17 protein-coding genes are annotated in these 18,394 nt (G+C 58.7%); 10 read left to right on the top strand and 7 right to left on the bottom strand.

What is annotated here, in order from left to right; translation table 11 throughout:
* Positions 1–12 precede the first annotated feature (12 nt).
* Genes V8J85_RS08670 through V8J85_RS08690 form a run of 5 tightly spaced genes read left to right on the top strand, consistent with a single transcriptional unit; the run spans position 13 to position 5,591 of the window.
* Positions 13–990, top strand: a complete 978-nt coding sequence (locus V8J85_RS08670; RefSeq protein WP_339953328.1) for a tripartite tricarboxylate transporter substrate binding protein — start codon at positions 13–15, stop codon at positions 988–990.
* Positions 991–1,047: 57 nt separating this feature from the next.
* Complete coding sequence (locus V8J85_RS08675) at positions 1,048–1,539, top strand: tripartite tricarboxylate transporter TctB family protein (RefSeq protein ID WP_339953329.1); 492 nt, start codon at positions 1,048–1,050, stop codon at positions 1,537–1,539.
* Entirely contained in the window at positions 1,539–3,062 is a 1,524-nt protein-coding gene (locus V8J85_RS08680; RefSeq protein ID WP_339953330.1) for a tripartite tricarboxylate transporter permease, read from the top strand. The genes V8J85_RS08675 and V8J85_RS08680 overlap by 1 nt, the downstream gene beginning before the upstream one ends.
* Before the next feature lie 15 nt (positions 3,063–3,077).
* Positions 3,078–4,607 (top strand): acyl--CoA ligase, encoded by a 1,530-nt coding sequence (locus tag V8J85_RS08685; protein WP_339953331.1) that lies wholly within the window; start codon positions 3,078–3,080, stop codon positions 4,605–4,607.
* A gap of 3 nt (positions 4,608–4,610) precedes the next feature.
* Positions 4,611–5,591 (top strand): 2-dehydropantoate 2-reductase, encoded by a 981-nt coding sequence (locus tag V8J85_RS08690; RefSeq protein ID WP_339953332.1) that lies wholly within the window; start codon positions 4,611–4,613, stop codon positions 5,589–5,591.
* On the opposite strand, the gene uvrC is transcribed toward V8J85_RS08690, so the two are convergent.
* The 7 genes from uvrC to V8J85_RS08725 form a co-directional block, all read right to left on the bottom strand.
* Entirely contained in the window at positions 5,588–7,456 is a 1,869-nt protein-coding gene (uvrC, locus tag V8J85_RS08695) for an excinuclease ABC subunit UvrC (RefSeq protein WP_339953333.1), read from the bottom strand. The genes V8J85_RS08690 and uvrC overlap by 4 nt on opposite strands.
* A 286-nt stretch (positions 7,457–7,742) precedes the next feature.
* A complete protein-coding gene (locus V8J85_RS08700) occupies positions 7,743–8,519 on the bottom strand; it encodes an SDR family oxidoreductase (RefSeq protein WP_339953334.1) in 777 nt (258 codons plus the stop codon).
* Positions 8,516–8,683 (bottom strand): hypothetical protein, encoded by a 168-nt coding sequence (locus V8J85_RS08705; RefSeq protein ID WP_339953335.1) that lies wholly within the window; start codon positions 8,681–8,683, stop codon positions 8,516–8,518. Before V8J85_RS08705 ends, V8J85_RS08700 begins: the two co-directional genes overlap by 4 nt.
* Positions 8,680–9,471 carry a S49 family peptidase gene (locus V8J85_RS08710; protein WP_339953336.1) on the bottom strand — a complete coding sequence of 264 codons (792 nt, stop codon included), beginning with the start codon at positions 9,469–9,471 and terminating at the stop codon, positions 8,680–8,682. The genes V8J85_RS08705 and V8J85_RS08710 overlap by 4 nt, the downstream gene beginning before the upstream one ends.
* A 38-nt stretch (positions 9,472–9,509) precedes the next feature.
* Entirely contained in the window at positions 9,510–10,271 is a 762-nt protein-coding gene (locus V8J85_RS08715; protein WP_339953337.1) for an ABC transporter permease, read from the bottom strand.
* Positions 10,268–11,194, bottom strand: coding sequence for an ABC transporter ATP-binding protein (locus V8J85_RS08720; protein ID WP_339953338.1), 927 nt, complete (start codon positions 11,192–11,194; stop codon positions 10,268–10,270). Before V8J85_RS08720 ends, V8J85_RS08715 begins: the two co-directional genes overlap by 4 nt.
* Positions 11,195–11,442: 248 nt before the next feature.
* Positions 11,443–12,420, bottom strand: coding sequence for a type I glyceraldehyde-3-phosphate dehydrogenase (locus V8J85_RS08725; protein WP_339953339.1), 978 nt, complete (start codon positions 12,418–12,420; stop codon positions 11,443–11,445).
* A gap of 45 nt (positions 12,421–12,465) precedes the next feature.
* Here V8J85_RS08725 and V8J85_RS08730 point away from each other — a divergent pair, with 45 nt between their 5' ends.
* From V8J85_RS08730 to V8J85_RS08750, 5 genes are all read left to right on the top strand, one after another.
* Positions 12,466–12,795: a hypothetical protein gene (locus tag V8J85_RS08730; protein WP_339953340.1), complete on the top strand. Its 330-nt coding sequence runs from the start codon at positions 12,466–12,468 to the stop codon at positions 12,793–12,795.
* 82 nt (positions 12,796–12,877) lie between these two features.
* Positions 12,878–15,142, top strand: a complete 2,265-nt coding sequence (locus V8J85_RS08735) for a protein kinase domain-containing protein (RefSeq protein ID WP_339953341.1) — start codon at positions 12,878–12,880, stop codon at positions 15,140–15,142.
* Between the two features lie 62 nt (positions 15,143–15,204).
* Positions 15,205–16,005: an FHA domain-containing protein gene (locus tag V8J85_RS08740; RefSeq protein ID WP_339953342.1), complete on the top strand. Its 801-nt coding sequence runs from the start codon at positions 15,205–15,207 to the stop codon at positions 16,003–16,005.
* Positions 15,989–17,083: a PP2C family protein-serine/threonine phosphatase gene (locus tag V8J85_RS08745; protein WP_339953343.1), complete on the top strand. Its 1,095-nt coding sequence runs from the start codon at positions 15,989–15,991 to the stop codon at positions 17,081–17,083. Before V8J85_RS08740 ends, V8J85_RS08745 begins: the two co-directional genes overlap by 17 nt.
* A complete protein-coding gene (locus tag V8J85_RS08750; RefSeq protein WP_339953344.1) occupies positions 17,083–18,378 on the top strand; it encodes a hypothetical protein in 1,296 nt (431 codons plus the stop codon). Before V8J85_RS08745 ends, V8J85_RS08750 begins: the two co-directional genes overlap by 1 nt.
* Positions 18,379–18,394: the final 16 nt, after the last annotated feature.

An 18,394-nucleotide genomic window follows, 5' to 3' on the forward strand; every position in this document is an offset into this window, starting at 1 on the left:
GGGAGAATTTACATGACTTTTCGCTCAATCCGTGGCGTTGGTTTGGCTTTGGCAGCCACGGCCGCATTTCTTGCAAGCAGCACGGCATCAGCCGAAGATTGGACGCCCGAGCGTCCCGTCGAGATGGTGATCATGGCAGGTCAAGGCGGCGGTGCGGACCGTCTGGCACGCCTGTTCCAATCCATCATTCAAAAAGAAAATCTTTCCACCATGCCGATCCTGCCGGTGAACAAGGGTGGCGGTTCCGGGGCCGAGGCGCTGCGCTATCTGGCCGACAACGAGGGTGAGAACCACCTGATCATGGCGACATTGAACAGCTATTATACCACGCCACTGCGCACCGATATCGGCGTGGATATCGAAGAATTCACACCGATCGCCCGTATGGCGCTGGACACTTTTGTCCTGTGGGTCAATGCCGACAGCGATATTGAAACGCTGGACGATTATGTCGAAGCGGTGAAAGCCTCTGGCGGCAGCTGGAAGATGGGCGGTACAGGCACGGGCCAGGAAGACAGCCTCGTGACGGCCATGCTGGAAAACGAATTCGGCATCTCGGTCACCTACGTACCATTCTCAGGCGGTGGCGACGTGGCCCGCAATCTTGTCGGTGGGCACATCGATTCGTCCGTGAACAACCCGTCCGAAGCACTTGGTTTCTACCAGGCCGGTGATCTGCGCCCCATCGCAGCGTTCACCCCTGAACGCATCGCAGCCTTCCCGGACACACCGACCATGGGTGAATTGGGCCATGATCTGGTCTACTGGATGCAGCGGTCTTTCGTGGCACCCAAGGACATGGATCCGGCGGCGGTCGCCTATTACACTGCCATGTTCGAACAGCTCAGCCAGTCGGAAGAGTGGCAGACTTACACTGCGGAAAAGGCCCTGATGGCCGATTTTCTGACCGGTGAAGAACTGCAGGCCTATTTCCTGGAAGAGCGGGAAAAGCATGCCGATCTGCTGAACACGATGGGCGAAGGCTCTTAAGCATTTCAAAAAGGGCATGGCGTTGCGCCATGCCCCCTCTTTTTTCGGAACGTATCTATGTTGACGGCTGATCGTATGATCGCGGCAGGCATTATGCTGATGTCGCTTTACTTTATGTGGCACGCGCAGGAATTGCCCATCGGGTGGGTCGGCGCGACCGGCGGACCCGGTGGCGGTGCCTTTCCGTTCTGGCTGTCACTCGTCATGTTTGCCTGCGCCGGCGGAATTTTGGTACGATCCTTTCGTGATACGCCCGCCAATACCGGTCCGTTTTTCGACCCCGAGACCCTGTCATGGATCATTGCTGTCATTATCGCGCTGACAACCACAGTCGCGCTGATGCCATGGCTAGGCGCCTATATCGCGCTACCCCTCTTTTTGTTCTGGTATCTGAAAATCTTCGGCAAACATGGTTGGGTCCTGACCCTTTTGCTGTCGCTCGGAACACCAGTGTTTCTGTTCTTCTTCTTTGAAGTCACACTGAAAATCTTGCTACCCAAGGGCATCACGCAGCCGCTCTTCGTACCGCTCTACGCGATGTTTTTCTGATGGAGCTGCTTGGACATCTTGCCGACGGCTTCGCCACATCGCTGTCGCCGCTGAACCTCATGATCGTGATCCTTGGCGTGACCGCCGGGTTGTTTATTGGCGCGATGCCGGGCCTTGGGTCTGTGAACGGCGTAGCCATTGTGCTGCCTCTCACCTTCATCGTACCGCCGTCATCTGCCATCATTCTCTTGGCCGCGATCTATTACGGGGCCATGTATGGCGGCGCGATCAGTTCGATCCTGCTGGGGATACCCGGGGCTTCGACGGCGGTGGCGACCACCTTCGACGGGCGACCGATGGCCCAGCAGGGCAAGGCCGGGCTGGCTTTGATCGCTGCGGCGACGGCGTCATTCGTCGGCGGCACGATCTCTGTCATCCTGTTCACCCTCTTCGCCGCACCGCTGGCCGATGTCGCACTCGCCTTCGGTCCGCCTGAAGAATTCGCATTGGTCCTTTTGGCCTTCACAACCTTTGTGGGTTTGGGCGGCGATGACATCCTCAAGACAATCATCATGATCTGCCTCGGTCTGGTGCTCTCGACGGTCGGCCTCGACCTCATCTCAGGCCAACCGCGCCTGATCTTTTTCGATCAACCCGGGTTCTATTCCGGGATCAGTTTCCTCGTCCTCGCCATCGGCATCTATGGCGTCGGCGAAATCCTCTACACGATCGAAACGTCAAAATCCGCGCCAAGCGTCACCCCGGCTAAGCTGACCTTCAAAGAACTCTGGCTCGGCCTCAAAGCCGTGAACCGCATGTGGAAAACGATGAGTTTCGGATCTTTCATGGGCTTTTTCGTCGGCATGCTGCCTGCCGCGGGCGCGACCCCCGCGGCCCTCATGGCCTATGGCATGTCCAAGCTGATGTCGAAAAAGCCCGAGACCTATGGCAAGGGAAACATCGAAGGCGTGGCCGCACCGGAAACAGCAAACAATGCAGCCTCAACCGGGTCGCTCCTGCCGATGCTCACGCTCGGCATCCCCGGTTCACCAACCACCGCACTGCTCCTCGGCGGTATGGTTATGTGGGGCCTTGTTCCCGGACCGATGCTGTTCATTGATCAACCGGATTTCGTGTGGGGACTGATTTCGTCGCTCTACACAGCCAACTTAGCGGCGGTTTTGGTGAACCTCGCCCTGATCCCGGTTTTCGTCTGGGCCCTGCGGATGCCCTTTACAGTCTTGTGCTCACTCGTCCTGATCCTGTGCATCGTCGGCGGATTTGCCCCCAGCCAGAAGATGCACGATGTCTGGCTGATCGTGGGCTTTGGCGTGATCGGCTACCTGTTGCGCAAGGCAGACTATCCAATGGCCCCGCTCGTGCTGGCGCTGGTGCTGGGCCCGCTAATGGAAAAGAGCTTCCGTCAATCGCTCATCTCCGCCCAAGGCGATATCATGATCTTCGTGGAACGTCCGCTCTCGGCCACGTTTATCGTGATCAGCGCGATCTTTTTCCTTCTTCCGCTTCTAGGCTACATACGCCGGGCGATGCGCCGTAGGGCGGCGGGCAATCCGGCAGAATAAACAGGGATAATACTTATGCAGACAACAATGTACGCACTTTTGTCCGGTTATGATGGCGCGGCGCCAGCGATCGGCGCCCCCGGACGGACATGGCTTAGCTACGATGGGCTGCGGTCGCTGACAGATGAGGTGCGCGACAGCCTGCACGGCATGGGCATTGGAAAAGGGGACCGGGTGGCCATCGTGTTGCCGAACGGGCCAGAGATGGCGACGGCTTTTGTGACCATCGCGCAGGTCGCGACCACGGCGCCGCTCAACCCCGCCTATCGTGCGGAAGAATACGATTTCTATCTTTCCGATCTGAAAGCCAAGGCGCTGGTTGTCGCTGCCGACTACGACGGCGCTGCCCTTGCCGCCGCGCAAAAGGCAGGCATGGCGATTGTGCGGTTGTCGATGCCCAAGGGTGCGGATGCCGGTTATTTCACTTTATCTTCGGACACGTCTGGCACCGCCGATATGTCGCCCCCCGGGGCGGATGACGTCGCCCTGATCCTGCACACATCCGGCACCACATCCCGCCCCAAGATCGTGCCGCTTTTGCAGTCGAACATCGCAGCCTCAGCCGAGCACATCCGCGCCTCACTGGACCTGACCGCCAATGATCGCTGCCTGAATGTTATGCCGCTATTTCATATCCACGGGCTTGTCGCGGCCGTCTCAGCATCCCTCGCCGCTGGCGCATCAATCTGGTGCGCCCCAGGTTTCGACGCCTTGCGGTTCTTCAGCTTCATGAAGGAAGCACAGCCCACCTGGTACACTGCCGTCCCCACGATGCATCAGGCGATCCTCACTCGGGCAGGCCGCAATACCGACGTGATCGCTGAAACCCCCCTGCGGTTCCTCCGCTCCTCCTCCGCATCGCTGCCCGCGCAGGTCATGGTCGCGCTGCAAGAGACATTCAGCGCTCCGGTCATCGAGGGATATGGCATGACCGAGGCGGCGCACCAGATGGCCTCGAACCCACTGCCACCGCGTGTACAGAAACCGGGTGCTGTTGGCGTCGAGGCCGGGCCAAAAGTCCGTATCGCACATGAAACTGAAGACCGCTTGATGGAAGGGACCGGCGAGGTCGTCATCTCCGGCCCCAATGTCACCCCCGGCTACGAAGGCAACGCCGAAGCCAATGCCAAGAGCTTCTTTGAGGCTGACGGCGCCCGCTGGTTCCGCACCGGTGATCAGGGCGCGTTTGATGAGGATGGTTATCTGCACCTGACGGGCCGTCTGAAAGAGATCATCAACAGGGGCGGCGAAAAGATCAGCCCGCTGGAGGTGGACGGCGTGCTACTGGACCATCCCGACATCGCACAGGTCGTCACCTTTGCCCTGCCCCATCCCAAACTGGGTGAGGAAGTCGCCGCCGCCGTGGTGCTCAATGAAGGCTCCGAAGCGACCGAAAAAGACATCCGCGGCTTTGCCAGCGAACGGATGGCGGATTTTAAGGTGCCTCGGAAAGTCGTCATCATGGACGAAATCCCCAAAGGCGCGACCGGCAAGATGCAGCGGATCGGTCTGGCTGAAAAGCTGGGTCTGGTGGAAAGCGCATAACCCATGAAGATCTGTATTTTCGGGGCGGGCGCCATCGGCGGTTACATGGGTGTAAAGCTCGCGCAGGCGGGGGCGGATGTCAGCCTTGTCGCGCGGGGGCCGCATCTGGCGGCCATGAAAGACAAAGGGCTGACGTTGATCGAGGAAGAGGCAGACCCGGTCACTGTCCCGGTCACCGCTAGTAACAATCCGGCAGATCTTGGTCCGCAGGATTACGTGATCGTCACGCTCAAGGCGCATTCGGTTCCGCCTGTCGTCGACCAGATGCGACCGTTGATCGGCGATCACACGACCATCGTCAGCGGCGTGAACGGCGTCCCATGGTGGTACTTTCACAAGATCGGAACCGATCTGGAAGGGACCCGGCTGGAAAGTGTCGATCCCGGCAATGCACAGTGGGACGGCTTCGGCCCGGATCGCGTGTTGGGCTGCGTCGTCTATCCGGCTGCCGAGGTGGCGGAACCTGGGACGATCCGCCATATCGAGGGAAATCGCTTTTCGCTGGGCGAACCGGATGGCAGCAAATCGGAACGGGCATTGGCCGTGTCAAAGGCGCTCTCCGCCGCCGGGCTGAAAGCGCCTGTCAGGCCGCGCCTGCGCGATGAGATCTGGGTGAAACTGTGGGGGAACCTATCCTTCAATCCGATTTCCGCGCTAACACACGCGACCCTTGATGTGCTGTGCACCGATCCCGAAACCCGCGCGGTCGCCCGTGGCATGATGGTTGAAGCGCAGGAGATCGCTGAAAAGCTGGGCGTAAAATTCCCCATCGACGTCGATCGCCGGATCGATGGCGGCGCGGCGGTGGGCGCGCACCGAACCTCTATGCTGCAAGACCTCGATGCGGGGCGTCCGATGGAAATCGATGCGCTTGTCGGGTCGGTGCAGGAACTGGGCCGCGTGACCGACACCCCGACACCGACGATCGATACCGTGCTGGCGTTGATCAAGCTGCGCGGCAAGACGGCGGGCCTCTACGGTTAACCGTTCTCGTGAAAGTAGTCGTAGATGGTCTGGGCCATGTTGGCCGAGACACCGTCCACCGCCTTTAGATCGGCCAGATTTGCGCGGGCCACGGCCTTGGCCGATCCGAAATGGGCCAGAAGGGCGCGTTTGCGCGTGGCCCCGACACCCGGGATATCGTCAAGCGGGGTGGCCCCGATCGCCTTTGATCGTTTCGCCCGATGTGTGCCGATGGCGAAACGGTGGACCTCGTCCCGCATACGCTGGATGAAGTAGAGCACCGGATCGTTGTGGCGCAGCGCCATCACCGGTTTGCCGGTGCGATAGAATTCCTCTTTCCCAGCATCGCGATCCTCGCCTTTGGCCACACCGACCATGGGGATGTCCGCCACGCCCAGATCATCCATGATTTCCTGCACGGCACTGACTTGGCCCGCGCCGCCATCGATCAGCAGCAGGTCTGGCCAGGTGCCCTGTTCGCGGTCAGGGTCCTCTTTCAGCAGCCGTTGGAAACGCCGGGTCAGCACCTCTTTCATCATGCCAAAGTCATCACCCGGCGCGATCTTCGTGTCCTTGATGTTGAACTTGCGGTACTGATTTTTGTCGAACCCATCAGGCCCCGCAACGATCATCGCGCCGACCGCATGTGCGCCTTGGATGTGAGAGTTGTCATAAACCTCAATCCGCTGGGGGACCTTTTCCATATCAAACGCCTCTGCCACACCTTTCAGCAGCTTGGTCTGTGTTGCCGTCTCAGCCATTTTGCGCGCGAGGCTTTCGCGAGCGTTGCGCAAAGCGTTCTGCACCAGATCGGCCTTTTCACCGCGCTGCGGGATCACGATCTCGACCTTGCGGCCCGCTTTCTCAGCCAAGGCATCCGCCATCAGATCATCATTGTCCAAACCATGCGACAGGATCAGCATCCGTGGCGGTTCGCGGGTGGAATAGAACTGACCGACAAAGGCCTCCATCACCTCGGATGGGTCCTCGTCACCGCTGATGCGCGGGTAATAGTCGTGGTTCCCCCAATTCTGGTTCGCACGGATAAAGAACACCTGCACGCAGGCCTGTCCGCCATCACGGTGTAGCGCGATCACATCTGCCTCGGTTGTCGATTGCGGATTGATCCCCTGCGCCGACTGCACCTGCGTCAACGCCTTGATCCGGTCACGCAGGGCAGCGGCACGCTCGAACGCCATATCGTCCGCCGCGGCTTGCATTTGTTTGGCCAGCGCCTCCTGAATACCCTTCGTCCGCCCTTGCAGGAATTGTTCCGCATCGCGAACGGACGCGGCATAGTCCTTTTCACTGATCAGATTGCAGCAGGGGGCCGAGCAGCGTTTGATCTGGTACTGTAGGCAGGGGCGCGTGCGAGTTTCGAAATCACTGTCCGAACAGTTGCGTAGCAGGAACACGCGCTGCAACTGGTTCAGCGTCCGGTTCACTGCGCCAGCCCCCGCGAAGGGGCCATAATAGTCACCCTTCTGCTTTTTCGCACCGCGATGTTTCTTGATCATCGGAAACGGATGATCCTTGGCCACCAGAATATTCGGAAAAGATTTGTCGTCGCGCAGCAGCACATTATAGCGCGGTTTGAGCTGCTTGATCAGGTTCTGTTCCAGCAGCAACGCCTCGGTCTCGGTCCGCGTGGTCAGGAACATCATCGCGGCAGTTTCGCGGATCATCCGGGTGATCCGTGGCGAATGCTGACCGGGCCGCGCATAGCTGCTGACCCGGGCTTTCAGATTACGCGCTTTGCCGACATACAGGACGCGGCTTTCGGCATCGAGCATCCGATAGACACCCGGCGACGCATCCAGCGTGCGCAGGTAATCCTGGATACAGGCATAGCCTGTCTTGGATGAGGTCAGTGGCTGTTCGGTCATATGCGAATGGTCATGATTCTGATGCTGCTGCAATGCTAACGCACCGAGGACAAGAGGAAAGGCATCCACTTATTCTGTGGATAAGTCCGTGGGTTAAACTCTCTCAACCGGAAATTTTCGTTGTTTTCGGCAGGCTTCGACTGTTTGCCTAAAAATTAGGCGTTTTTTCAAGGCTCTGATTTCATTGGATATTTTTATTACCATTTCCTTAACGCCTTGAAAAACAGGTCAATTATGACAGTTCTGTGAATGGCTCGGGGCGCAGGTGCACAACTCAGACGTTGGGTCACTCTACACCAAGAACGTCAGGGGTTTCCCAGGCCAGATGCTGCCCGCCGTCTACAGCGATCATTTGACCCGTGACGGCGGGTGCATCCAGAAAATAGCCCAACGCGGCGGTGATGTCAGCGGGGTCGGCGCCGCGCTTTAGAACCGTTGCGGCGCGCTGTCGGTTGAAATGATCGTCGCTTTGCCGGTGCCCCTTTAGCGTGGGGCCGGGGCCGATCCCGTTCACGCGGACGCGCGGGGCCAGCGCCTGGGCGGTCGTGCGTGTCATCGCCCACAAGCCCATCTTGGCGATGGTGTAAGACATGAATTCTGGGGTCAGCTTTTGAACACGCTGATCCAACATATTGATTATCAGCGCCCGGGCGACGGGTTCGCCTTGGTCATCCATGGCAGGGTCAGGTACCTGTGCGGCGAAATGCTGGGTCAAAACGAAAGGGGCGCGCAGATTCGACTCAATATGCCGGTCCCAGCTTTGACGAGATGCTGTTTGCACGTTGTCATATTCAAAGATCGAGGCATTGTTGATCAGGCATGTCAACGGGCCACCGATAGCTGCAACGGACTGATCGATCAAACGCTGCGACGCGGTTTCATCCAACAGATCAGCCTGCAGTGCCGCTGCCTGCCGCCCCGCCGCCTTCAATGACGACACGGTTTCCGCAGCACCCTCGGCCGACCCGGCATAATGCACCGCGACATCATAGCCACGCGCGCCCAGATAAAGCGCCATAGCGCGTCCAAGCCGCGCACCTGCGCCGGTGACCAGCGCCTTCATCCCTTGCCCTTTTCACATTGGCACGGGCCCTTGCCGATACGAAAACGATTGCATTTGGGACACTTGGCCGAGCGGAGTTTCTCTTGCCCCGGAAAGCGGAGTTTCCCGAACATGCTCAGCACCGCCATGAACACCAGAAACAGCGCAATGATCTTGAGGATCATAGACCGAACCTGCCAAAGGCTACGCGTTCTTCGATGCCGCCAATGGCTTCGTCTACAAAGCGTGATCCGAACCGCGACAGGATCGACCGTTTTGCGCCATAACGTTTGAATGTCACGTCATCGCCAAAGCGTTGTTTCATCACTGGTGCCAGATGTCCGATCCCATCCGCGAGGCCCGCATCGATACCTTTCTGCCCGATGAACACCTCGCCGGTGAACAGGTCCGGGTGGTCGGTCAGTTTTGTGCCGCGCCGGGACTTAACATAGTCGATGAAAGTCGCGTGCAGGTCTTCCAACCATCCTTTCAGCTTTTTCACGTCCGCCGGTTTTTCCGGCTTGAACGGATCAAGCAAAGACTTCGATTTACCTGCTGTGTGCACGCGCCGTTCGATCCCGTAATTGCCGATGAATTCATGCGCGCCGAAATTGGCGCTGATGACGCCGATCGAACCGGTGATCGAGCAGTCGTCGATAAATATCTCATCCGCCGCGCAGGCCAGCCAATAGCCGCCCGAGGCGGCGACGTCCTCGACAAAGGCGAAAACAGGGACTTTCTTTTCGTCCGCCAGCCGTCTGATCCGCGAAGCGATCAACGATGACTGCACCGGAGAACCGCCGGGGCAGTTGATTTCCAAGGCGACGGCGGCGGGTTTACCACGGCTGAACGCCTTTTCGATCACCGGGGCCAAGCCGGGGTTATCCAGCCCGCGGCCTGAATTGCTGATCGCACCTTGCAGCCGGATGACGGCAACGACAGGCGGATTTTTTGTAAAGGGGATATATTTCATAGCACCTTACTTAAATCTTACTGTCTCGCCCGCAACCCTCATTGCCGGATGCGCCAGCCAGTGCGGAAGATCCACCAGATGACGCCCATGCAAATGGCCGTAAACAACGCGATAGCGAAAAGCGAAACACCGATGCCCACATCCGCCGTACCGAAGAACGACCAGCGGAAGCCGCTGATCAGATAGACAACCGGATTGAACAGCGTGATGGTTTGCCAGACGGGCGGTAGCATCGAGATGGAATAGAACGATCCCCCGAGGAAAACGAGCGGCGTGATCACCAGAAGCGGGATAAGTTGAAGCTGTTCAAAGTTCCCCGCCCAGATGCCGATGATGAAGCCTAGTAGCGCAAAACTGATGCAGGTGAGGACGAGAAATGCCATCATCGCGAGGGGATACTGGATTTGGATATCGACGAAGAAATAGGCGGTGATGAGGATGATCACCCCTATAAACAAGGCCTTTGTGGCCGCCGCACCGACATATCCCGCCACGACTTCAAGAAAGCTGACGGGCGCCGAGAGGAGTTCGTAGATCGTGCCGATGAATTTCGGAAAGTAGATGCCGAAACTGGCGTTTGAGGTCGCCTGCGTCATGACGGACAGCATGATCAGGCCGGGCACAATGAAGGCGCCATAGCTGACGCCCTCGACCTGGTCGATCCGGCTGCCGATGGCGGCGCCGAAGACCACGAAATAGAGTGATGTGGATAGAACGGGTGAAATGAAACTTTGCGTTAGCGTCCGAAAGAACCGCGCCATTTCAAAGGCGTAGATGGATTTGATGGCCGTGAGGTTCATGCCTGCTCCTTCACCAGTCCGACGAAGATGTCTTCGAGGCTGCTTTGTTTGGTCTGGATATCCTTGAGCTGCAGACCAGCCTTTTGCAGGTCGTTCAACAAGGTCGTGATCCCGGTGCGGTCGGCGGTTGTATCATATTGATACGTCAGGGAAAGGCCGTCCTCGGCGCGAGTCAGATCGTAGCTGCTAAGCGCATCGGGGACCGTGTCTGCTGCCTCGGTCAATTCGATGACCAACTGCTTTTGCCCCATCTGCGCCATGAGGTCTGATTTCTCCTGCACCAGCAGGATTTCACCCTTGTTGATCACGCCGACACGGTCGGCGATGGCCTCGGCCTCTTCGATATAGTGGGTGGTCAAAATTATTGTGACGCCAGAAGCCTTTAGGCCCGCCACGACCTCCCACATGTCTTTTCGCAGTTCGACATCGACGCCTGCTGTGGGTTCGTCCAGGAAAAGGACCTTGGGTTCATGGCTGAGCGCCTTGGCGATCAGGACGCGACGCTTCATGCCCCCGGACAGTTCCATGATTTTACTGTCCTTTTTATCACCAAGCGACAACTGCTGCAGGATTTTGTCCACATAGGCATCGTCGCGCGGTTTGCCGAACAGCCCGCGAGAGAAGCGTACCGTATTGGTGACGGTCTCGAATGGCTCCAGATTGATCTCTTGCGGGACAAGGCCAATCATGTCGCGGGCGGCCCGGTATTCGGTCTGGGTGTCGTATCCGCCGACGGTGATCGCACCGGACGTCGGGACCGTGATCCCGCAAATCGTTGAAATCAGGGTCGTTTTCCCGGCGCCGTTCGGGCCGAGCAAAGCGAGGATCTCACCATCTTCGATCTCGAGATTAACGCCTTTCAGCGCCTCGAACCCGCCTGCATAGGCTTTGCGCAGGTTCTGGACGGAAACAATGGGTGCCATGGGAGTGCCTTTGCTTTGGTCACGTCAACGTAGTGTCGCGTGGTGCAGAGTAAAAGGTGGGTCTTAAGAGAGAGTACGGTGCAAATGCGCACGGTCGTCGGGCGTTGCCCCGGAGGAGTAGTTAACGCAGGCGAAACCGTCGTTTTCGCCGATCGGAATACCATCGGAATTCTATCGGAATTCCATCGGACCGGTTGCGGACCGGATGGGTGATTAATGATACGAACTTACGTGGGTGTTAACTTTTCCTAATTTTGTGTGATCAACCGCGCCACGTCCAGCATCCGGCAGGAAAAGCCCCATTCGTTGTCGTACCAACCGAAGATGCGCACCAGCCCGCCCGCCGTGACCCGGGTTTCGGGCAGCGACACGATCAGGCTTTCGGGTCTTGCGCGCAGATCGGATGAGACCAGCGGCTTATCGGTGTGTCCGATGATCCCTGATTGCTGCCGGATCAGATCGTGCACCTGATCGCAACTGATGGCGGTGTCCAGCGTCACGGTGAGGTCGATGGCGGAGACCGAAGCTGTGGGTACACGAACGGCGGCAGCCTCGATCCGGCCCGCGATGTCGGGCAAGACCGCGTTGAGCAAAGGCTGCGCGGAGGTCGTCGTCGGCACCATCGAAAGACCTGCCGCGCGACTGCGCAGCATATCGTCGCGTGGCGCGTCAATCGTGGGTTGGCTGCCGGTATAGCAGTGGATCGTGGTCATCCAGCCGGTGCGAAGGCCCCACGTATCGTCCAAGAGCCGGACGATCGGGGCGAGCGCGTTCGTCGTGCACGATGCGTTCGAGACGATCGGCTGATCGGCAAGCAGGTCATCATTGGCCCCCAGCACCATGGTCAGGTCGGCCGCATCCGACGGCCCCGAGATCAGAACGCGCCCGGCCCCGGCCTGTAACCCGCGGGTCGCGATATCGCGGGTCTTGGCCTTGCCCGTGCATTCGAGCAAAAGATCCACACCGCCCAGGTCGATTTGTCCGGCATCGGCGGAGCGATAGATGGGGATCGTCAGGTCATCGATCCGTAAAAGGTCGCCATCGAGCGTTACCGCACCGGGAAACGGGCCGAACACGCTGTCATATGCAAAAAGGTGCGCGCAAAGGTCCGCCGCGGCGATGTCGTTGATGCCGACGATGTCAAGCCCGTTTCGACGCCCAAGCGCCCAGGCCCGCAATGTCGTCCGCCCGATACGGCCAAACCCGTTGATGAATACCCTTGCCATGACCCCTCTTTGGACGTTGCACGGATGCTGCACCGTTGCGTCACGGTGGACAAGCGGGGTTTTGCCAAATGCTGCGATGCGGCTATACAGGAAATCGTAAAGGAATCGAAAACGTTTGTTTCAGCGCGAATCGGGAGCGCCGCTCAGACACCAGACGCGATTTCGGATCGGGAAAGTAGGGCAACGCAGACGTTTTTTGCACTTTGGTTAATGGGTGAGTTCTTGGCGATGTTGGGACGCCGCAGGCGAAAAAATACACTGGCACTCTTTATTTATCGGCGAAAAATCGCCTATCACTGTTTCTCGGCAGAGAGCAATGGCCAGCAATCTTCTGGATTAACGGCCCCGAAACAACAAGTTGGTGTCACTTTTTAGCCCAATTTGAATGAGACTAGACACTAGATGGCGTGCAATAAGGAATCTGCGACGTCACTGACGTTTGAAAGCTGGATGTGAAATGGGTAAGCCGCAAGTACAAGACAATGGCGAAGACAAGGATGCCTTCGTCGATGAGCTGAAGCCGGGCACGAGTTTGATGCACGGTCAGTATACTATTGAGCGCTTCCTCAACGCGGGCGGTTTCGGGATCACGTATCTCGCCAAGGATAGCCTCGACCGCAAGGTTGTGATCAAGGAATGTTTCCCCGGCGCATTTTGCCGCCGCAGCCGTTACATCGTGCAGGCTCGGTCGCGCGCGCACCAGAACGAATTGAAATCCATCGTTCGTCTGTTCGTGCAAGAGGCGCGCAGCCTGGCCAAGCTGGACCACCCGAACATCGTGGGCGTGCACCAGGTTTTCGAAGACAACGAAACGGCCTACATGGCGCTGGATTTTGTCGAAGGCCGTGATCTGCTGGATACGATCGAGGATCCGAACCACGGCCTGACCCCGCCCCAGATCAAGAAGATCCTGAAAGAGGTGTTGGGCGCAGTCGGCTTTATCCACGATCAGGGTATTCTGCACCGCGATATCTCGCCCGACAACATTCTGATCAATTCGCAACTGCATCCGGTTCTGATCGACTTTGGTGCCGCACGCGAGGAAGCGACCAAGCAAAGCCGTGTTCTGTCCGCACTGCGCGTTGTGAAAGACGGCTATTCACCGCAGGAATTCTATATCGCCGGTTCAGAGCAAAGCCCGAGTTCGGACCTTTATGCGCTGGCCGCGTCGTTCCATCACCTGATCGCCAAGGATGTGCCCCCGAATTCGCAGGCCCGTCTGGCCGCGATCGCATCGGGTGAGCCAGATCCATACGTGCCGCTGATCGGTCGCTTCGACGAATACGATGACGATTTCCTTGCGGCTGTCGACAAGGCGCTGGCGGTCCTGCCCAAGGATCGTGTTCAGTCCGCACAGGACTGGATCAACATGATGGACGGCATCGAGGGCAACGTGACCCCGTTGAACGTCGTGAATGCTGGCGCAAGTGCGACAGAAGAAGGCGGCGCAGCCGGGCAGAGCGGTGGCAAGTCCAAAATGCCGTTGCTGCTGGGATCTGCGGCTGTCGTTGCATTGCTGATCGGTGCCGGAGGCTTTGTGATGCTTGGCGGTGAAGATGTCCCTGTCGCGTCTACGGAAACGCCTGCAGCCTCTACGCAAACCACAACTGCCTCGGTCGCGCCGACAGTGGCCGAGCCTGTCGCGACACCAGAGCCCGCACCGGCGGATGAAACGATCGCAGCGGCGGAAGAGCCCGCAACGGTCGCTCCGGCCCCTGTCGTCGTCGAAGAACCATCGGTTGCCGATACATCGACGGATGCGCCATCTGCTGCGGAAACGCCGCGTCCGGTGATTGTTGATGAACCGGCCGAACCGACGCAGACCACATCAGGTCCGGTTGTCGTGACCGGCCCCGTCGCAAGCGAAGAGCAGGCCATCCCCGACATTCGTCCATCGGCGCGGCCGGAAGATCTTTCTGTGGCGGCAGCGCCTGTCATCGAAGAGCCACCGCTGCCCGAACCTGTCGAAACACCCCGCCCCACGGCGGTAGAGCCCGAAGCGAATGCCGCGTTGCCCAATCAGCCCAGCGTTCAACTGACCGCTGATGCGGCGACACCCCAGGTGACGCTGCCCGATGTGCCGGCAGAGGTCGCTGCGGTCGGAACCGGCCCGGCGGTCGAAGAAATCGCGGCTGTCGTGCCAGGCAATGAATTGCAGCCATCGATCGTCGAGACGAACTGGTCAGTCGAGCTCCCATTCGCGGCGGATCGTGACGGGTCGAACGTGATCGGTCAGGTAGGCTTTATCTCGCCCGTCTGGGTCAAGCCTGGCCTTGCGATCACGTCGGTCAACGGTACGCCGGTCGATGCGATCAACGACATTCCGGCAGCTTTGCGCCAGAACCCATCGCTGGGTGAGGCAGACCAGATCGAGGTCGAATTCGGCACGATCGATCTGACCAACGGTGCCGAGGCCGATTACAACTGGACCTTGCCTGTGGTGCAGGAAACCGAGCTGCTGAACGGTCTGCGGTTCGAATCAGTGTTCACAGGAACGGAATGGCGTACAAGTGTGGCGGAAGTGCCAGCAAGTCTGACCGGTGATTTACAGGTCGGGGATGTGCTCAAGGGCTTCATCTCTGGCGAGGATGTGATCGACGGCCGGAACACGGTGGCGGAAATTGTAGAGCGCGAACTGGCCGAAGGGAACCAACTGTTCATCTTTGATGTGCTGCGTGGTGACGATCGGTGGGTCGCGATGTTCAACTATGCGGGCGGCTGATCAGCCGCCCCATCGTCGCTGAACGGCGACGGGTTGGCGTGTTAAATGGAAGGTAGGTCATTATGAATTTCCTCAAGAAGCTGTTTGGTAAGAAACAGAACGACGCCGCGCGCGCGCAGCAGAATGCGTCGCTCGAGCAATCTTACCGTGACACGATCGGTTCCATCGTCGACGAAAATCAAAACGCCGAGATGGGTGTGTCGGACATTCTGACCAACATCAACAGCAAGGTGAATGCCGACGACGCGGCCGACGCCGGTGGCATGAATATCTGGGATATGGACGACAAGGGCGGTTCCACCGAGCTGCCGCGCGAAATACCCAAAACGCCATCGCAGGCCGCCGCCGCCGCGTCGCGGTCACCCGCCCGCGCCCGCCGGACCAAGACCCGCCTGATCGGGTTCGATAAGTCGGACGGTGACGTCGTCGATATCTTTAACGATGTGCCCAAAACGGCTGCGGCCCCCGTCGCCGCCCGCGCAAAGTTCCCTGTTGGCTGGATCGTCGTCGCAGACGGCCCGGGGCGCGGCGAAAGCTTTTCCCTTTTCGCGGGCATGTCCCAAATCGGTCGTGGCGAAGATCAAAGCGTGCAGCTTGATTTCGGCGACAATTCCATTTCGCGCACGAACCATGCGGCGATTGTCTATGACCCCGAGGAGAAGGAATTCACCCTGGGTCACGGTGGCAAGTCGAACATCGTGCGCCTGAACGATAAACCGCTGATCAGCAACGAAACGCTGAAATCCGGTGATGTGATGCGTATTGGTGAGACGGTTCTGCGTTTCGTCGCCCTGTGTGGAGATGACTTCAACTGGGACGACAAGGACGCAGACGGGGAGGATGAAGATGTGGCGATCGCCTGAACCTCGCTTTGACGTCGCTTCGGCGATTTGTCAGGGCGGACGTGACTATCAAGAAGACGCGATTGTCACCGACTTTCCGTTTGGAATGGACAGTGGTGTCGTGGTCCTTGCCGACGGTATGGGCGGACATGCCGCCGGTGACGTGGCCAGTAAGATCGTCGTCACCGAAGTCTACAGCGAGCTCAAGTTCCAGAGTGCGAATTTTTCGGATTTCGAACACGAGATCCCGCAGTATCTGACATCCGCCGCGGTGAATGCCAATAATTGCGTGCGCGAGCATGTGATGGATCACCCCGAAACCCGCGGCATGGGCGCCACCCTTGTTTCGCTGGTACTGGTCGAGAACCGCATGTTCTGGATGTCCATCGGGGACAGCCCGCTTTATCATTATCGCTCGGGCAAGATGCAGCAGTTGAACGAGGACCATTCGATGGCGCCTCAGATCGACTTTATGGTCAAATCCGGCCTGCTGGACCCCGAGGCAGGTAAGAACCATCCAGACCGCAACTGCCTGACGTCGGTGATCCTTGGCGATCGTGTCGCGAAATCCGATTGTCCGAAAACGCCGTTCGAGTTGCAGGTCGGTGATATCGTCGTCGTATCGTCCGACGGTCTGCAGTACCTTGAAGATGAGCGTATCCAAAAGATCCTGCACCGCTATCGCCGCCGGAAAAGCGCAGAGATTTGCGGCTATTTGCTCGAAGCGATCGAGGATTTGGCCGACCCGGACCAGGACAACTGCTCTTTCTCGGTCATCAAGCTGAACCACAACAAGCCGGTCATCCGCGCCATCCGCGCGAAGCCGATCGGCCATGTCGAAACCCATATCGGCACCGTCACGCGCGTCGTCGAGATGGACGAAGAAGATCAGAAAGAAGACGCGATCATGGGCGCGAAAAGCAAGCCCGTCGGCAAGACCGGAGAAAAAATCAGCAGCGATCTGCAGTTACCGCCGGTCATCAAGGAAGTGAAACCGATCAAACCTGTCGACGCCAAGGACGGCGGCGACAAAGATGACAAGACACAGGAGGTTGATGAGACGACGCCACCGGCTAAGCTGGCTGCCGGAGGCAAATAATGTCGAATCGATCTTTAGCGAACCGGGTTCAAGAGGACCTCGAACAGGCAGTGGCTTCCGGGCTGCTGCCTGAAGACGTTCAAGAGCGTGCCGAAACCCTGCTCGGTCGTTTGAAAAAACCGGTCCGCATTGCGCTGATGGGCCGCCCCGAGTCGGGCAAAACCAGCATCTTGAACCTTCTGGTGGGCAAAATCGCCGTGTCGCCCGAAGCACCGATGCCGACCTACCAGCTGGTCTATGGCGACCAAGAAGAAACAGTCTGCACCTTGGCCGACGGCAGCAAAGAAACGTTGCCACACACCAATTCGGACAAGATCGCGGATATGACCCCCGCGTTCGTCGAAATGCGCATGCCCTTGCCCGCCCTGGGCAAGATCAGCCTGCTCGAGGTCGTCGTGCCTGACGATCCGACCGCGTTGAAGCGCGCCAGCCAATGGGCCTCGGAACGGTGCGAGGTCGCCCTGTGGTGCACCCAGTCGTTAGACGTCCATGAACAGGCCGCCTGGGCCCCTATGCCGGATATCCTCAAGGATCATGCATTTCTGATGGTGACCAAGTCCGATTTCCTTGAAACCAACGGCATGCTGGATCAAACGGTCGAAAGGATCCGCGCCGATGCCGGGGATGATTTTGCGCAGGTCCTTCCGATCGCCACCAAGCGTGCCTTGGGCGCGCGCCGCCCAAACGGCACCGTCGACAAGGACCTGATGCGTGCCAGCGGCGGGACGGCCCTGATTTCCGCCATTCTCAAGCAGGTGGATCAAGGGCGGCAAACAGCGGTGGATATGGCCGACGTATTGCTGCACCAGCATGCCGACATATTGGAAAAGGCCAGGGCGATGGCCCCTGCCCCGGCGAAACCTGCACCGGCTGAGCAAAAAGCCGCCGAACCCGCGCCCGCCCCCACTGTTGCCCCAACCGAAACGGCTGAAACGACCCCGCCAGCGCCGGACAGCGCGGATGTCGTGGTACTTCATCCTGCCTCGCGCGAGGCTTATGAAAAGGCCATCACATACATCATCGACAAAGCGCGGGAGATGGCGGCAGAGGCCGGTGAAAGCGCGCCTGCCATGATCATCGCGCAGACTGTGGAACATGTGCAGTGGCTGAGTGACCATCTCAACATGAATGGTGACGAAGCGGATCAGGCCCTGCAAAATGCCCGGGATATGGCCATGGACGCCGCCGATCTGGTTCAGTTGATGCAGATGGAAAAGCGTGATAGCGCCGCAATCGAAGCATTGAGCCTGATGATCCAGCTCAAGCGAGGGTTGCAAGCTGATCTAGCAGCTTAAGTCGCTGCAACAGCTA

Origin of the sequence: Yoonia sp. 2307UL14-13 (genome assembly GCF_037572755.1) — a bacterium.
Taxonomy (GTDB): domain Bacteria; phylum Pseudomonadota; class Alphaproteobacteria; order Rhodobacterales; family Rhodobacteraceae; genus Yoonia.

Bases quoted from the DNA above. Each gene is read 5' to 3' on its own strand.
- V8J85_RS08670 (WP_339953328.1), top strand. From the start codon at position 13: ATGACTTTTCGCTCAATCCGTGGCGTTGGTTTGGCTTTGGCAGCCACG.
- V8J85_RS08675 (WP_339953329.1), top strand. From the start codon at position 1,048: ATGTTGACGGCTGATCGTATGATCGCGGCAGGCATTATGCTGATGTCG.
- V8J85_RS08680 (WP_339953330.1), top strand. From the start codon at position 1,539: ATGGAGCTGCTTGGACATCTTGCCGACGGCTTCGCCACATCGCTGTCG.
- V8J85_RS08685 (WP_339953331.1), top strand. From the start codon at position 3,078: ATGCAGACAACAATGTACGCACTTTTGTCCGGTTATGATGGCGCGGCG.
- V8J85_RS08690 (WP_339953332.1), top strand. From the start codon at position 4,611: ATGAAGATCTGTATTTTCGGGGCGGGCGCCATCGGCGGTTACATGGGT.
- uvrC (WP_339953333.1), bottom strand. From the start codon at position 7,456: ATGACCGAACAGCCACTGACCTCATCCAAGACAGGCTATGCCTGTATC.
- V8J85_RS08700 (WP_339953334.1), bottom strand. From the start codon at position 8,519: ATGAAGGCGCTGGTCACCGGCGCAGGTGCGCGGCTTGGACGCGCTATG.
- V8J85_RS08705 (WP_339953335.1), bottom strand. From the start codon at position 8,683: ATGATCCTCAAGATCATTGCGCTGTTTCTGGTGTTCATGGCGGTGCTG.
- V8J85_RS08710 (WP_339953336.1), bottom strand. From the start codon at position 9,471: ATGAAATATATCCCCTTTACAAAAAATCCGCCTGTCGTTGCCGTCATC.
- V8J85_RS08715 (WP_339953337.1), bottom strand. From the start codon at position 10,271: ATGAACCTCACGGCCATCAAATCCATCTACGCCTTTGAAATGGCGCGG.
- V8J85_RS08720 (WP_339953338.1), bottom strand. From the start codon at position 11,194: ATGGCACCCATTGTTTCCGTCCAGAACCTGCGCAAAGCCTATGCAGGC.
- V8J85_RS08725 (WP_339953339.1), bottom strand. From the start codon at position 12,420: ATGGCAAGGGTATTCATCAACGGGTTTGGCCGTATCGGGCGGACGACA.
- V8J85_RS08735 (WP_339953341.1), top strand. From the start codon at position 12,878: ATGGGTAAGCCGCAAGTACAAGACAATGGCGAAGACAAGGATGCCTTC.
- V8J85_RS08740 (WP_339953342.1), top strand. From the start codon at position 15,205: ATGAATTTCCTCAAGAAGCTGTTTGGTAAGAAACAGAACGACGCCGCG.
- V8J85_RS08745 (WP_339953343.1), top strand. From the start codon at position 15,989: ATGTGGCGATCGCCTGAACCTCGCTTTGACGTCGCTTCGGCGATTTGT.
- V8J85_RS08750 (WP_339953344.1), top strand. From the start codon at position 17,083: ATGTCGAATCGATCTTTAGCGAACCGGGTTCAAGAGGACCTCGAACAG.